At 58.6% G+C, this 15,703-nt stretch carries 11 protein-coding genes; 2 read left to right on the forward strand and 9 right to left on the reverse strand.

Annotated features, from left to right (window positions below; translation table 11 throughout):
• Positions 1-136: 136 nt before the first annotated feature.
• From trpC to YUO_RS0130490, 7 genes are all read right to left on the reverse strand, one after another.
• Positions 137-955 carry an indole-3-glycerol phosphate synthase TrpC gene (trpC, locus tag YUO_RS0130455; RefSeq protein WP_028350637.1) on the reverse strand — a complete coding sequence of 273 codons (819 nt, stop codon included), beginning with the start codon at positions 953-955 and terminating at the stop codon, positions 137-139.
• A 16-nt stretch (positions 956-971) separates the two neighbouring features.
• Positions 972-1,985, reverse strand: coding sequence for an anthranilate phosphoribosyltransferase (trpD, locus tag YUO_RS0130460; protein WP_028350638.1), 1,014 nt, complete (start codon positions 1,983-1,985; stop codon positions 972-974).
• A gap of 1,113 nt (positions 1,986-3,098) precedes the next feature.
• Positions 3,099-3,275: a hypothetical protein gene (locus tag YUO_RS46650; RefSeq protein ID WP_156434855.1), complete on the reverse strand. Its 177-nt coding sequence runs from the start codon at positions 3,273-3,275 to the stop codon at positions 3,099-3,101.
• Between the two features lie 138 nt (positions 3,276-3,413).
• A complete protein-coding gene (locus YUO_RS0130475; protein ID WP_028350639.1) occupies positions 3,414-3,956 on the reverse strand; it encodes a hypothetical protein in 543 nt (180 codons plus the stop codon).
• 516 nt (positions 3,957-4,472) lie between these two features.
• Positions 4,473-6,080 carry an acyl-CoA carboxylase subunit beta gene (locus YUO_RS0130480; protein WP_028350640.1) on the reverse strand — a complete coding sequence of 536 codons (1,608 nt, stop codon included), beginning with the start codon at positions 6,078-6,080 and terminating at the stop codon, positions 4,473-4,475.
• Between the two features lies 1 nt (position 6,081).
• Positions 6,082-6,585, reverse strand: coding sequence for an acyl-CoA carboxylase biotin carboxyl carrier protein subunit (locus YUO_RS47330; protein ID WP_198028124.1), 504 nt, complete (start codon positions 6,583-6,585; stop codon positions 6,082-6,084).
• 1 nt (position 6,586) lies between these two features.
• Positions 6,587-8,062, reverse strand: coding sequence for an acetyl-CoA carboxylase biotin carboxylase subunit (locus YUO_RS0130490; protein ID WP_028350641.1), 1,476 nt, complete (start codon positions 8,060-8,062; stop codon positions 6,587-6,589).
• Positions 8,063-9,588: 1,526 nt separating this feature from the next.
• Between YUO_RS0130490 and YUO_RS0130500 the strand changes: the two genes are divergently transcribed.
• A complete protein-coding gene (locus tag YUO_RS0130500) occupies positions 9,589-10,050 on the forward strand; it encodes an acyl-CoA dehydrogenase family protein (RefSeq protein WP_028350642.1) in 462 nt (153 codons plus the stop codon).
• Here the strand turns inward: YUO_RS0130500 and hemN are convergent, their stop codons facing one another.
• Entirely contained in the window at positions 10,051-11,403 is a 1,353-nt protein-coding gene (hemN, locus tag YUO_RS0130505; protein WP_028350643.1) for an oxygen-independent coproporphyrinogen III oxidase, read from the reverse strand.
• A 946-nt stretch (positions 11,404-12,349) separates the two neighbouring features.
• Between hemN and YUO_RS0130515 the strand changes: the two genes are divergently transcribed.
• Positions 12,350-13,237: a DMT family transporter gene (locus YUO_RS0130515; protein ID WP_198028125.1), complete on the forward strand. Its 888-nt coding sequence runs from the start codon at positions 12,350-12,352 to the stop codon at positions 13,235-13,237.
• A gap of 309 nt (positions 13,238-13,546) precedes the next feature.
• On the opposite strand, the gene YUO_RS42270 is transcribed toward YUO_RS0130515, so the two are convergent.
• Positions 13,547-15,577, reverse strand: coding sequence for a DUF885 domain-containing protein (locus tag YUO_RS42270; protein ID WP_083754779.1), 2,031 nt, complete (start codon positions 15,575-15,577; stop codon positions 13,547-13,549).
• Positions 15,578-15,703 lie beyond the last annotated feature (126 nt).

A 15,703-nucleotide genomic window follows, 5' to 3' on the forward strand; every position in this document is an offset into this window, starting at 1 on the left:
CAGGGGAGACCACGGCTCCGGGCTGACGTGATTGAGTTCCGCGGACCTTCTGAATGCTGAATAGCCGTCGTCGAACAGCGGCGACGCCGAGCAGTATTCGGAGCGGAGGGAGCTTGGCTGGGCGGTTTTGCGCGCATCACTGCGCTCCGGTTGAAACCGCCGCCTCGCGCGAGAGCAGCGCGCGGGTCGCCGCCCTCACATCAGCCTGCCGCATCAGACTTTCTCCGACCAGGAAGGTCGAAATGCCAAGCCGCGCAAGACGCAGAACATCGCCCTGTGAGCGGATACCGCTTTCGCCGACGATCACGCGATTCTTCGGTACGAGCGGCGCCAGCGCCTCGCTGATCGTAAGAGAGGTCTCGAAGGTGCGCAGGTTGCGGTTGTTGATGCCGATCATCGGCGAGCGAAGTCTTAGCGCCCGATCGATCTCGTCGACGTCGTTGATCTCGATCAGCACATCCATACCATGGGCCATGGCCGCAGCCTCTATCTCACGAGCGGCTTCGTCTTCGAGCGCCGCCATGATGATCAGGATGCAGTCGGCCCCCTGAGCGCGCGCTTCTGCCACCTGATAGGTGTCGAACAAGAAATCCTTGCGCAGCACCGGAAGATATGTTGCCGCGCGCGCCGCGACCATGAAATCAGGGTGCCCCTGGAAGAGGTGCGTGTCCGTCAGGACCGACAGACAGGCCGCGCCGCCCCCTTCATAGGCCCTGGCTAGCGAGGGCGGATCGAAGTCGCTCCGGATAATGCCTTTGGAGGGAGAGGCCTTTTTGATCTCGGCGATCAGCGCATATTCATCTGCTGCGTGCTTGTTGCAGATGGCGGCGAGAAAACCCCGCGGGGGCGAGGCCTGCCGCGCAAGCGCTTCGACCTCTGAAAGTGGCAAGGCGCGCTTGGCGGCTGCGATCTCTTCGCGCTTGTAGGTTTTGATCTTTGTCAAGATATCGGACATCGGTTAGGCTCGGCTGTTAAGCGTTGGATACTGCGATTAGGTGTTTCAATCGCGCCGCCGCGGCACCGCTACCAAGCGATTTCTGGCCAAGAGCGACGCCTTCCTTCAAGGTTTTGGCACGGCCGGCCACGATCAATGCCGCGGCCGCATTGAGAAGCGCGATATCGCGATACGGGCTTGGGGTGCCGTCGAGCACGTTTTGCAGCGCCACTGCATTGGCATCGGCATCGCCGCCCTTCAGTGCCCCGCTGGCGCAGCGGGGGAGACCGGCCTGTTCCGGGGTCACTTCGAAGGTGCGGATCTCGCCGGTCTCAAGCGAGGCAACAAAGGTCGGGCCGGTCAAGGTGAGCTCATCAAGTCCGTCCAAGCCGTGCACCACCCACACCGACTCAGCGCCAAGAGTCTTCAACACTTGCGCCAAAGGCAGCACCCACTGCCGCGAAAACACCCCAACTATCTGTCGCTTGACGCCCGCGGGATTGCACAGCGGTCCGAGCAGATTGAAGATGGTGCGGGTCGCAAGCTCAAGCCGGGTCGGCCAAACGTGCTTCATAGCGGGATGATGGACCGGCGCAAACATGAAGCCGATGCCGGCTTCACGCACGCAGCGAGCGATGTCTTCAGGGGCGATGTCGATCCTCACACCGAGCGATGCCAACACGTCAGCAGCGCCCGAGCGCGAGGACAGTGCGCGGTTGCCATGTTTGGCCACCCGCACACCAGCACCAGCGACGATCAAAGCGGCGCAGGTCGACACGTTGACCGAGCCCGAAGCGTCGCCGCCAGTACCGACAATGTCGACGCAATCGTGCGGCGCATTGACTCGCAGCATCTTACTCCGCATCGCGGAAGCGGCGCCGGCAATTTCGTCCACCGTCTCGCCGCGCACCCGCAGAGCCATCAGAAGTCCGCCCATCTGCGAGGGTGTGGCTTCGCCCGACATCATGCTGTCAAAAGCTGATGCCGTCTCCTCGCAGGTCAACGTGGCGCCACTGGCGACCTTGCCAATAATCGATTTGAAGGCGTCCATCGTGCTTTCGAACGTGGTTAGTTGTAGCTATTGCGAGCGTTTCGCCAGGGCGAAGGTAGCTCCCATGTTCCAGCTTAGTGACAAAGGCCGCGCTGTTTGTCGCACAACATGGGGTGAGGCTCTTCTTTCAGCTCTTTGCCCTCGTCGGATGCGAAATCGACAGGCGACATGATCTGCCAGCCGTCCGGCTTCATCAGCGGAAGGTCGATTCAATTGGCATTCATGCGCACGGCGACCCGGCTGGCGGGTCAGCCGGTACCCATGGCTTGCGTGGCGTAGGTTTGGTCATAATTGATTCCTACAACCTGACGCAGCGTCAGGTTCAATCCCTTTTAGTGGCTTGGCTGAAACAATTACGCCGTCCCAATATGCAATCTCGCGCCTTCCAGAGTGACGGGGACGCAAGCGATCAAGTGCAGCCCGCCGCCGTCTGAGAAACCACTTCCCAAGGTAGTTATCTGACATTGAAACACGGTCGGCGGGTGTTTCCAGGCCGACCAGGACGACCGAGAAATCTTGGCGGCCAAGGAGCGGGCCCGTGCGCGGCGGCCACGAGTGCAGCCGTCCCCGCGCAAATCGTGACGCTTTCCGACATTCATGCTGGCTATCGAACCGATCGAGATCGACGCCAAATTAAGCCTTCAGGACAGACTCAAGAACTCATCCTCCCTTGGGCTGACGAACATGGCTGGACGACTATCGCCGACAACAGCCGTACGGCCCGTACGTTAATAGTTATCCTAAGATGCTTCTCATCGAGATCGTCACGGCACCTAGCGTTGTCGTGCCAGATGGGCTCGAGACGAGGGTGCAATCGTCATCAGGAGCGTCCACAGACGATCGCGATCGCTTACCGGCTGCTCACGACAAAGATTCGGCACAGGCAGGCGCGAAGTCGAGAACTCGTAGCAGTCGCTAGGCAGTGTCTGGAAGTCCTTTAGCTTCTGGATCTCGATGCCACTCGCTCGACCTGCCGCTTCAGATCGGTGATAGCGGCGTGAAGCCTCGCATTACGATCACGCACCGCCTCGATAGTCCCCGTTTTTCGGCGCGCGGGATGTCTGGTCTGCGGGCTTAGAACGGTGTGGTTCATGGGCGGGTCAGTCTTCGTTTTCAGCTGCGCGTGATCGTTAGACCAGCATTCTCCAAGGCATCCAGGATCTTGCCCGCATCAGCCGGCGCGTCGTGTTGGTGCTCGCCAGTCAGGGCGCCGGCAATAACCGCGTACGCCTCCTCGCGCTCGGCCGGCTTGTGCACAGTATATTCGCCGCAGACATTGCAGGCGATCATCGGTCGACCGCTCCAGGGATCATGTGACGCGATTTCGCACCAGTCATCGGAGTTGCATTTCGGGCACTGCATGGGCGAGGGCTCCTGGCAGTTCTCAGCGAGCTCGGTTCTAGTCAAGTCCAAAGGCGGTTGGGCAGCTCATCTCTGCAGAAGCATTGGGAGTGTGGAGCTCGCCTCGGCCATTCCAGAAGCGAATAAAGCTAGCGAGGCCAGCGCGGAAATAAACGAACAGACGTGGCAAATGCGCGCGGCGTTCGCAGCGCGCAAGCGGCGCGCCTCTTGGATCCGTTGTGGCTCACAAGTCCTGAGCCTCGAAACCGCCATTTCAGCAGCGGCGCCGGCGAACATTGCAAGGAAAGCGAGCGCAGCCCCCAACGCGAAGTACATCGCTGCTGAAGAGAGGCCGCCGATAAGGCTCAGATCGATTGTGGCCCTGGTTGCTACGCCTTCGAGAGATGACAAGACTGCAAGCCCAGCTCCACAGTTGATCAATATCAGAGCGCGAAGCGCAACCGGGACTGAATCGAGGGCAGCCTCTCTGACAAATCTGCGAACTTGGACCTTGCGAGGGGCGCGCTGAGTATCTTCGCGGTTCAGGCCGTGATGCCATTTCCCGTCTTTTACCGCCTGCCCTTGATCGAAGTGTTCTTCAAATGTTGATTGTTTGTTGGACTTGTCCACTAGATGTGCTCCTCGGTCCGTTCGGGGCGACGAGAACGTCGCTTCGCGCGCTTGGGTCGCGGGATTCGATCCTTTGAGAGGCGAAAGCTAGTCGGGCCCCAAAGGCGATAGGCGCAAGCTGCGTGCTTGAGACAGAAAATCGCGTTCGCTCAAGGACAGATCTGCCTCGTCGGAAGCTCATGAATCCCATTCGTGTGATGACGGCGTGCTAGCACAGAACCGTTTCTGAAACCGGTCGGCCGTGCTTGCGTCAAACTTCGCTGATGCATCAGCGCCTCAGTGGTCGCCACCGGAGTTCGAATTCGGTCTCCTCTAGCTGCATCGAAAGTGTCGATACTGGAGCATATTGAGTTCAGATCCGGCTCTCATCGGCTGAAGACAGCGGCGAAGGTGATGCGTCTCACTTAATCTTCCTTTCCGTGAGTGTGGAGGTAGACCCAGCCGCCGATTTGGAAGCCAGTCAAATCGAAGGATCGGCATGATCAGCGCCTTCTCGCTTTGCGCCTGATCCGATCGCTACATTCTGAAGACGCCGTAACGTGGCGCCTCGATGGGAGTATTGAGCGAAGCGCTCAGGACGATTGCGAGCGCGTTTCTGGTGTCGACGGGATCAAGAATGCCGTCGTCCCAGATTTCGGAAGTTGCATAGTAGGCGCTCGATCGTTCCCGATACTCTTCGACAATAGGCTCTCGAATGGCCGTCAAATCTTGTTCCGATAAGCGTCCACCCGCCCGGGCCAATTGTCTTGCCTTGATATGGGTAAGCACGCCTGCCGCTTGCTCTGCACCCATCGCTGAAATCTGAGACTGCGGCCAGGAGAACATAAAGCGTGAATCGAAAGCTCGTCCCGCCATGGCGAATGTCCCCGCTCCGTGGGAGCGGTTGCAAATAACCGTGAATTTAGGCACCGACGCTCCAGAGACGGCCATGATCAGCTTGGCGCCATCCTTGGTGATGCCCCGCCGTTCGTATTCGCGGCCGACCATGAAACCCGTGATATTCTGCAGAAACAGCAGGGGCGTCCGATTCTTGTCGCACAATTGGATGAAGTGAGCGCCCTTCAGCGCGCTATCGCTGAACAGTGCGCCGTTGTTTGCAATAAGCCCCATCTGATATCCATAAAGGCGCGCGAAGCCGCACACCAAAGACTGGCCATAGCGAGGCTGGTATTCGTGGAATCGGCTGCCGTCGACCAGACGGGCGATAATCTCCCGCATGTCAAACTGCACTCGAGGATCCCTGGGAAGAATGCCGTACAACTCAGACGCATCGTAAGCGGGCGGCTCCGGAGCGACTCTATTGATCGAGGCTTTCGTAGCAGGATTGAAGCCAGCGACAATGTCCCGCGCGATGGCAATCGCGTGCATTTCGGAGTTTGCGAAATAGTCACTCGTTCCAGACACGCTGGTATGCATATGAGCGCCGCCAAGCTCTTCGACGGATACCGTTTCGCCCGTGGCCGCTTTCACGACTGGGGGCCCCCCTAGAAAAATCGCGCCCGTTCCCTCCACGATGATGTTGTAGTCGCTAAGCGCGGGGACGTACGCCCCTCCTGCGGTGCAATGACCCATTGCGATGGCGACTTGCGGCACTCCCATCTTCGAGAGAATGGACTGATTGCGGAAGATTCGCCCGGCGTAGTATCGATCGGCGAAGAACTCCGCCTGCAAAGGCAGAAATCCACCAGCACAGTCGCACAGATGAACAACAGGTAAACGGTTCTCGATCGCGATGTCCAAGGCCCGCACGATCTTCTTGACAGACAGGGGATACCATGCGCCGCTCTTCACGCTAGCGTCATCGGCGTGAACAATGACTTCGTGACCCGCTACGATGCCGATGCCGACGACCTGCGCTGCGCCAGGCACCTCGCCGTCGTAAGCCTTGTTAGCTGCTAGAGTCGAAAGCTCGAGGAACGGCGTTTCTGGATCGAGCAAAGCCTCGATACGATCCCGTACAAACAGTTTGTTCTGCCGGCGCAGGCGCTCAAGTTCCCGTTCAGTGCGGTTGAAGCGGACGGTACGTTGTCGTTCCTTCAATTCGGCCGCGAGTCGTTTGTTATGGAGTTGGTTGAGGCGAAATTCGTGGGATTTGACATCCACTGCAGAAGCGATTCGCTGCATCTCAACGCCCTTGCTCGCAGAGCGTAACCAGCACTGCGTCTTGCTCGAAGCTTTCGCCTTCGTTGAAGTGAATCCGGTCGATCACCCCGTCTCCTGGAGAGCGTATGATGGTTTCCAACTTCATGCTCTCGATTATCATCAGCGGCGTGCCTACGGAAACGGCTTGGCCAGGCGAAACGCTGGTCGTAACGACGAGGCCAGGCATCGGCGCGCGAGCCATCCGATGACGTTGCTTATTGTTCGCGCAAGCGAGCGTTCTCAACGCGTCGCGGTAGTGCAAAATGCGCGTCCTGCCGCGAATATGCACGTGAATAACATCGCCGTCGATGGCAAACCTAACCGGTTCGCTTTCGCCAGCGATGGTAAGGACGCCGCAACCCTCGGATTGCTGGGAGAGCGCGATTGGAGCAATCACTTCATTGCTCAAGCAAAGCCGATAGTCCTGTTGGCAACGTGAAAGCGATAGCTGATAAGCTACGCCATCAACTTCAAAAGAGTGGTTCACGTCAGTTTCTCCAGCTGCCCAGCGCTGCATGAAGCTCGGGCACGGCGTCTGCAGATTCGCGGACAGGTCTCGTCAGGAGGGCGGCTGTGGCGAGGAAGTCAGATAAGTCGGACGCGGGTTCGCCCGATGCAATATGCGGATTTTCCTCAAGATATCCGGTATGGACGTGTCCGCTCAGAAAAGCCTCGTCGCGGAGGATACGTGTGAGAAAGTGTGCGTTTGTCTCGCAGCCGAGAAGCACCAGCTCCCGCATCGCCCGATGGGCCTTCAGCGCAGCCTCCATGCGCGTGGGCGAATGCACGATGATCTTTGCGAGCATGGGATCGAACGCGGTCGTGATCTGCTGGCCTTGCACGATGCCACTGTCGATCCGTATGCCGTCGCCGTCCGGATACTCAAGAACAAGTACCTTGCCAGTCGTCGGAACATATCCGCGTTCCGGGGCTTCCGCATACAGTCTAGCCTCGATCGCGTGTCCTTTCGAGACAACATCGGACTGCGAAAATCCAAGTTCGCGGCCCGCGGCGACATAGATCTGTTGCGCAACAAGATCGATGCCGGTGATCATCTCGGTCACACTATGCTCAACTTGCAGACGCGTATTCATCTCAAGAAAATAGAACTCTCCGCCGCCGTAGATGAATTCGACAGTGCCTGCGTTCTGGTACTTGGCGGCACGCGCGATGCCCGCGGCGGCTTCGCAGATGCGCCTCTGCAACGTCCCCGATAGTGCAGGGGACGGCGCCTCCTCGATGACTTTCTGGAACCGGCGCTGCACCGAGCACTCTCGCTCGAAAAGATGGACCACGTTTCCGAAGGAGTCGCCGAGCACCTGGACTTCGATGTGCCGCGGGTTTTCGACGTATCGTTCGATGTAAAGTCGGCCATCACCGAAGTATCTCTGCGCCTCACTGCGCGCCTGCGCAATCGCGTCCTCCAAGTTAGCGAGGTCGCGCACGATCCGCATGCCCTTGCCGCCACCTCCAGCCGATGGTTTCACCAGCAAAGGAACGCCGACAGTTCGCGCCCTGAATGTGAATGTCGCTGGATCATCTTCTTCGATCGCCGACGGTGCAACCGGAAAACCGTTCCGCTGAACGAAGTTGCGGGCCCTGATTTTGTCGCCCATCAGTTCGATGCTTTCCGCAGCTGGCCCGATAAAAGCAATGCCCGCCTTTGTCACCGCCCTGGCGAATTCAGCATTCTCGGAGAGAAATCCATAGCCCGGATGAAGGGCGTCGGCGCTCGCCTTTTGGGCAGCAGCGATGATTTGCGGGATATCGAGATAGGCGGCAATCGGCGTGCGACCGCTGATCGCAATCGCCGTGTCAGCCATGGCGACAGCCGGCGTCCCCGCATCCGCATCGTGGTAGACAATTGCAGAGCGAAGCCCCAGCCCTCGCAAGGTCTTGATGATTCGTACGGCAATCTCGCCTCTGTTGGCGATCAGAATGGTCTGGAAAGCTAATTCACGCATTCGCCTGTTCGTCCAAGCAAGGGCCCAGCGCCGAGAATTCCGTCATTCGCAAGCGGTTGGTGCAGCCTCAATTGCCCGCGCCCTTTCATCTGTCCCCATTCGGCGTTGCCGTCCTGGAATTCAGCCCCAGGGGCTAGTCTCGAACGTGGGCAATCGAAGCCGCCGGGCTATCGGCGCTGGCTCATTTCGAGCTTTCCTTTCCCTTGGCAGAGTCTCGAAACGATATCACGTAGCGACATTGGTCACTCAGGTTTACGAACTTGGCTCTGAGACAGGCAGTGATGGCTCCTGCATCAGGTATGTGGCTGCTACAAAGGCGAAGCACGTCCGGTGTGCAAGCCTCTCGTTCCTCCGGTGTCGCCAGCCGATCTCGCGCACCCGCCTGTTCGGCGCATAGAACCGTTGTGGTCACAGCAGCAACAGCAAGTGATGCTGCACAGTGGTGTACTTTGAAAAACCAAGACCGATACGTTCGCTGCTTTTGATTCACGATATCCTCTTCAAGTCCATACATCCTGCGGTCTGTTCTTTCTGCGCGAAGCGCAGCATGACCTGTCTACCGCGAAGCAGGTCGGAACCATTCAAAGCATTGAAGGCCGCGGAAGCGCACTCGCGCATCTGCAAACCCACCGCAGAGGTGCTTCGGTCGCCTATTCGTAGATACCGTCACTTCCAAGCGCATGGAGGCGGCTAAACGGCCGATGAGCCAGAGCCGCCAACGCCGAGCCAAACAACGGTTGCGAGCCGGCTAGACGAAGAGAAGTTGCGATCGCGGTAAGATATACCTCGGGCAATTGTGGATTGAGCTACCTCCAACATGCCCCCGAAGCTGCACCTGGTTGCGGAGAGAGAACCAGGAGCGGTCTGTAACAGCCGGGGCTATCGCCCACATGCTGCGAAGATCGGGCCAAATTCTCATCCGGTTCCGGGTGCAACGTTGCCAGTTTGCGATGAGGCCGATAGATCACTTCGCTTCGGGTGAGTGCTCGAGCATCGTGATTTTGCGACGTGAGCTCACGAGTGTGGGACATTAGGAATTCTCATCACTTGGCGGGAAGCTTTGAGATGGTCAGAGAGGGCGCCACCTGTTGTTTAAGACTGTACAATCTAACGCTACGTGCGATTCAAGCCCTCGCTAGGACTGCTCGTGTGGATATATCTAAAACTCGCAAACCCAAGAGCCATCTGGCGCGAATTGATTGAGGGGCCTTTCACTGGCAAATCTCAGTTCCATTCCCATCTAGTCTGAGCGGAGCCGTGGACGTAATCGAGAGCTCCAGCACGGCTGATCCCTTTAAGCCGGCAAGTGGAGAGATCGAAACATTGAATAGGTTTGCGATGCTTGTCAGCGTACACTGCGCGCCGCGATAGCAGGAAAGCGAAGAGCGTCTATTCCCGAGATGGCTGGCGCTTTAGATGTGCCGCCTTTACACGTTTCGTCCTGGAAGAAACTTGACCAAGCGCGCCTTCGAAGGAGATGGTGGCGCCTACGGTCGTAGCTTGCTGGCTCCGGCTGCCAGCCGAGTGTGTCAGGGCATAAGCAAAGCAAGTATCAACAGCTCAATACGTGTGCACCCGCTTCGTTCGCGCTCGGGCTCGCACAGAGCGCGTTCGAAAAAGCGCTGGCATTCGTGAAGGAGCGCAGGCAATTCAGGCGCCCGATCGCCGAATTCCAGGGATTGCAGTGGATGCTGGCCGACATGGCGATTGCGCTCAACGCGGTAAGCCTGTCGCTGCATCAGGCGGCGCTCAGCGCCGATCCCTTTCCCGACCCGCTTCTGGTGGCGCAGGCGAAGATCATCGCTTCGGAGAGCGCCAACAACGTGACCAACCAGGCGCTGCAACTGTTTGGCGCCAGGGGCTATTCGCGCGATTATCCGCTCGAACGCATGGTCGCCTCGAGGATTCTCGACACAAAGATCCCGCAGACCCGTGATGAATATCGGGAGGCTGTTCAAACGCGGCTCGCTCGCGGCAAAGTGAGCTGATCAGACCGCCCGACTGTGCGTTGCCGCGGAATTGGCAAGATGCGCATCGAATGCCGATGCGACGCTGCGAACCAGGAATTCCGCGCCGTCGCTGATTGAAAGGCGATCGTTGGTCATGGTCACCGCCCCGTCGGCGATGAGGCTTTCGATCCGCGATCGATCGACGATGGCGGATTTGAGGTCACGGCCGTGCACCCTGGATATCCGCGATAGATCGACGGCAAGATCGCACATGAGCCGCTCGATGATGTCAGCACGGAAACGATCTTCCGCGGTGAAACGATAGCCCTTGGCGATCGCGAGCCGTCCTTTGGCAATGCGCGCGAGATAGTCGCGCGTCGCGACGATGTTCTGAATGAATCCTTGCGGCATGCGGCCGATCGCACTGGTACCAAGGCCAATCAGCGTGTCGGCGGAATCGTCGGTGTAGCCCTGGAAATTGCGCTTCAGCCGGCCGTCCTGCCGAGCGATGGCCAGATTGTCGTCGGGAAGAGCGAAATGGTCGAGGCCGATGCGGATGTAGCCGGCGTCCAGCAGAGCTTCCGCAATCTTTTCGGACTGCAGGTGGCGCTCGATGCTGTCGGGAAGGGCATCTTCAGCGATCTGGCGCTGATGCTTCTTGAATGTCGGAACATGCGCGTAGCCGAACACCGAGAAGCGATCCGGGCGAAGTGCGACGCATTTGGCGACGGTGTCGAGACAGGAATCCACCGTCTGAAGCGGAAGGCCATAGAGCAGGTCGAAATGGAGTCGCTTGATGCCAACACGGCGCAGGCGCGCGACCGACGCTGCGGTTTGCTCGAAGCTCTGCATGCGATTGATGGCGCGCCGCACGGCGGGATCGAAGCTTTGGACTCCCAGGCTCGCGCGATTGACGCCGCAATAGCCGAGCGCCTGCGTCATCTGTTCGGTCAGCGTGCGCGGATCGATTTCGACCGCGATCTCCGCATCGGGCAGGACGAAATATGCATACCGCAGCGCGCCGACGAGGTCCGCGAACATCCCGGGCGACATGATTGTCGGCGTACCGCCGCCGAAGTGAATATGGGAGATCGGCAGTCTCTGGCCGATCGTTTCGGCTACGAGCCCCGCTTCGGTGCGCAGGCCCGCTGCATAGGTTGCGATCGGCTCGTCGCGCTTGGTGACCGAGGTGTGGCAGCCGCAATACCAGCACATCGACCGGCAGAAGGGCACGTGCAGGTAGATCGACGCCGGCTGCTGGAGCGATACCGACTTCAGCCAGCGGCGGTAGTCCTCCTCGCCGATCGCCGGCGAGAAATGCGGAGCCGTGGGGTAACTGGTGTAGCGCGGCAGCCTGTCCTGCCCGTAGGATTGCGCCAGATCCGATCGCATCTGCATTTTCTCCTTCACCCCTCCGGATCATGTAGCGGACCCCGGGCGGAAGGACTTTGTTCTAGCTCAACCCGCCGGTCTGTCGCCGGCGGCTAGGGCGCGCACTCAGAAATCCTCACTGTATCAGCTTGGCTCGACCCGCGCTCAGATGAGGCCGGAGGCGCACCGGTTATCAGGACTGCCGCCATCGATGCAAATTGAGTTGACGGCTGGGCCTGGTGACTTCCGCAATTAGCCCAAGCCAATCGCGCCACCCGGCTTCACTCCCTCCTGGATATAAATTGGATCGAATTTGCGAATTTGCGGGGAGGGCGACTACGTAATGATACGGAGGGCAGGTGTCGCACTTTCTTCATGTACGAAGTGCATCTCATCTACATGAAACGCAAAGATCCGTTCTACGATCCCAAATTCTGGCGAGGCCGTGCGGAAGCGACGCGGACGAAAGCGGTGTCGTTCCCTGAAGGCAAGTCCAGAGATAGGCTCCTTAAGATCGCCGAGGAATACGAGAAGCTAGCTCGACGCGCAGAGGAGTGGCCGACGCTCAAAGAGGATAGCCGCTGAGAGTCTAATCGCAGTTGGTGATGCTTTGCCGGCTTCTCGATAAAATCTCAGATAGCTTTCGGAGCGGCTAGTGTGGTGTTTTGCTCGATGCGACTAATTTGCTGCGTCGCGAATCGTAACACATGCCGGTCGATTTGGATTGCTTGGCCGTTAGCAACTCGCTAATCGGGCGCGCGATAAACCTCACGATTAAACGAGCGATGCCCAACGTTAGCACCTTGGCTCCTTATCTCGCGGACCCGGTATCATCCAGAACCTTGGCCGCTATCTCTGGGGGAGGCTGATTCCGACGTGTCCTCCAACCATGGAGTTCATCCGCGGCTGCTGATTTATTGCACGAATTTGGGCCTCACACGGCCTGATGCAAGCGGAAAGCCATCCGATGAGCCAGCCTAGCCGTTTCGTACCGCTTCTTTGCGGAACCCTTGCGATGGTCAGCTGGAGTATCGGCAACGTCCTGTCCAAGGCCGCGCTCTGCTGCATCGAGCCGCTCTCGTTGTTAACAGGGCAGTTGGCTGTGAGTGCCGCAAGCCTTTTCGTACTATCCATCTGCTCAGGCGCGCCGCCTCGCTTGAGGGATTGGCCTGCCGGCCTTCCCGGGCTCCTGCAGCCAGCGCTTGCGTCTGGTTTTTCGACCTTCGGCCTGACGATGCTGTCGGCGTCTGTGGAAGCGATCCTGTTCGCAGTTGAGACGCCAATGATTATACTCCTCGCGTGGTTGATTCTAGGCGAGATCCCCAACCGGGGTGTCGGCTTGCTCTGCTTGTTGGCCTTTGCCGGAGTTGGTTTGCTGAGCTGGACCTCTGAACCCGATCCCTACGCAACGCGCGGACTGGGAGTCGGCCTCGTGCTCGGCGGTGTTCTATTTGCCTCGCTCTACAGTATCACAGTCCGTTTTATGTCGGTTCGGATCGATGCGCTGCGGCTTACGACATTAAGCCAAAGCGTCGCGTTCGCAGCAGTAGGATGTGTATGGATTGGTATTCGTCCATTGCCGGCGCTCGCGCCAACTATCACTGATGTTATTTTGGTGGTCGCATCCGGATTGCTGCTCATGTCAATTCCATTTCTTCTCTACGGCGTTGCGCTGGAGCGTATGAGCGCGACCGCAGCCGCGCTGTTGCTGCCGCTAGTTCCGATGTTTACATCCATTTTCGCATCTCTTTTTCTTCAGGAAGCCCTGACCGCAACACAATGGCTAGGGGCGGCTACGGTTCTCGTATCGGCGCTTGGAATGCCCTTGGCCCTTCGTTCCAAGCCGCACGATTGACCTGAATCAACTTGGCGCAGGCCACGTCGTCTCGCCCGCGGCCCCTGGAATCAAAAATGCCGCGGCTTCCTCGGTCGCGGCCAAGTTGCGGGCGGACAGCTCCTACAGATGTTTGGAGCACGAGATCCGAATTTCTATCGATTTAACTCTCTTTCGCGGGCGGCCCGCACGATCGTCGGCGACCAGATCCTTTTGGATCGTCGGCACTTAATCCCATCGGAAGATGGCTCCTCGCTTCTCATCCCGGCCCAGATGACGCGACAGAAGCTGGATCTGATCGTCCCGCCTTGTATCTTCGCCCCTCACACGCTAGCTGCGAGGAGTTGCGCCAGGGCCTTTGCTCGCAATCCAGCGATCGACGAGCTCGCTGAGGAGTCCGAAGGGAAGTGCACCGCTGCCGAGAACGACATCGTGGAACTCGCGCGTGTCGAACGCCCGGCCCAGCTGAGAGCTTGCCTTGCTCCTCAACGCGAGCAATTGCTGCATGCCCACCTTGTACGCAGTAGCTTGGCCCGGGATGACGACATAGCGTTCCACCTCACTTATGATTTCGGACAACGGATTGGGCGTTACCTTGCGTAGGTAGTTGATCGCTTGTTGGCGCGTCCAGCGACTGGTGTGGATGCCGGTATCCACCACAAGCCGCGCGGCGCGCCACAGCTCCGCCGCGAGCCGTCCGAAATCGGACATCGGATCGCGGTACGCACCCATGTCCTTGGCAAGCGACTCAGCATATAACGCCCACCCTTCCGCATAGGCGGTGTACGAGCCGAACTTCTGGAACGCGGGAACTCCGGTCAGTTCTCTCGCAATCGCAATCTGCATGTGATGACCCGGCACGCCCTCGTGGTAGGCGAGAGCTTCGAGCTGGAACGTCTTCAGGATCTCCATTCTGGACAGGTTAACATAGTAGACGCCGGGCTGGCTGCCGTCAGCCGTCGTTCGCTGATAGAAGGCGAGGGCTCCAGAGTTCTCACGGAAGGGCTCGACACGCCTGACAACCAAAGGAGCCTTGGGAAGCCTGCCAAAAGAATTGCCGAGCTTGCGGTACATCGCATCCAAAATGCGTGACGTTTCGCTGAGGTAGGTGCTCCGTCCCTCCTCGGTATCGGGATAGACAAACTTTGGGTTTGTCTTGATGTGCTTAAAAAAGGCCGCGAGGTCGCCGCCAAAGCCAAGCGAGTGCTTTATCTTTTCCATCTCTCCGTGGATCCGGCCGACCTCCTCTCGTCCGTACTCGTGGATTTGGGCGGCCGACAGCTCCGTCGTGGTTATGTGCCTGAGCGCCTGCGCGTAGAACTCAAGTCCGTTGGGGTGCTTCCAGGCGCCATCGTCCGTGCTGGACGTGGCCTCGAGCCGGGCCGCCGCTGCAATCAAATCGACGTAAGCCGGTTGGACGAACCTGATCATCGCTTGAATGGCTGCTTCAGTAAGCTTGGGCTTCTTCGCGTAAGATATGGGCAGCGCGTCGAGCTTGGCGCGGAAATCCGCAAGCCACGTCGAGTCCTTTCCTGAAGCATGAAAGGGCACGCCGCTCAGAAGATTGCGACATTCCCGGATGATCTTGTCGTAAACAAACCTGGGAGCGAAAATACCGTTGCGAGAACGCAATTCGACACCATCAATGATTTGTGCGACCAACCTGCGGATTCCCTCGAGGCGAGAGATGTAGGCCTCGGCATCTTCGACAGCGTCGATGGGATGATGGTTGAGCAGAAAGGCCGGAATGGACGATTGCCAGCCACCCATTTGGTTTAGCGGGTAGTTGTAATGCCGGAACTCGTCCGCTTCTAGGGATGTCACGCAGTTGCTCTCGAACAGCCGATAGCTCAGCTTGGCCGCGTCCGGCAACGTCTGCGGATCGAAGTTCGCGCGCAGTCGATCAAGATCCTGCCGAGTCTCGCGAACCGCTTGGTCCCGTGCTGGTTCGTCGATCTCGTCCCATAGATGCTGGCGATCTTTGCGCCGCAGCAAGGCGGCCTCTCTCATCGGGCTCCGTCGGATTTGCCGTTCGAACGCCTGTTCGAAGAAAACACCAAGCGCCTCGGTTTGCGGTGCGGCCGTAACCGACTGAGGCATGGTAGGTTTGTTCATGGTGTTCAAGGTCCTCAATTGAAAACTGCGGCGAGTCCGCTCTTGAAGATCACCGCACTGCTGTTGTGAGGATGCGGCGAATGAAGCAAGCGGCGTGCCGAATTGAATTGCAGGTTTTTGACGGCACTTCGTAAGTGTGTGTAGCGTCAAGTTGCTGACATGGTTCGAAGGCTGACAATCGTCGCTGCTGGTTGTCCGACAGGACGTTGCGCAGCGGGAAGCCGCTTTTTCGAAGAAGTTTCCCATGACGTACTCAATGTGCGCCTTTGCAGGAGACGACGGGGAGGCGCCGGGAGAGTACGCAGGACACCCGATTTGCCGAGATTTGACGGCGGGTTATGCTTTGCTCCTAGAAAATTTCCCCGCCCATAA

The organism is Bradyrhizobium murdochi, assembly GCF_000472965.1.
Taxonomy (GTDB): domain Bacteria; phylum Pseudomonadota; class Alphaproteobacteria; order Rhizobiales; family Xanthobacteraceae; genus Bradyrhizobium; species Bradyrhizobium murdochi.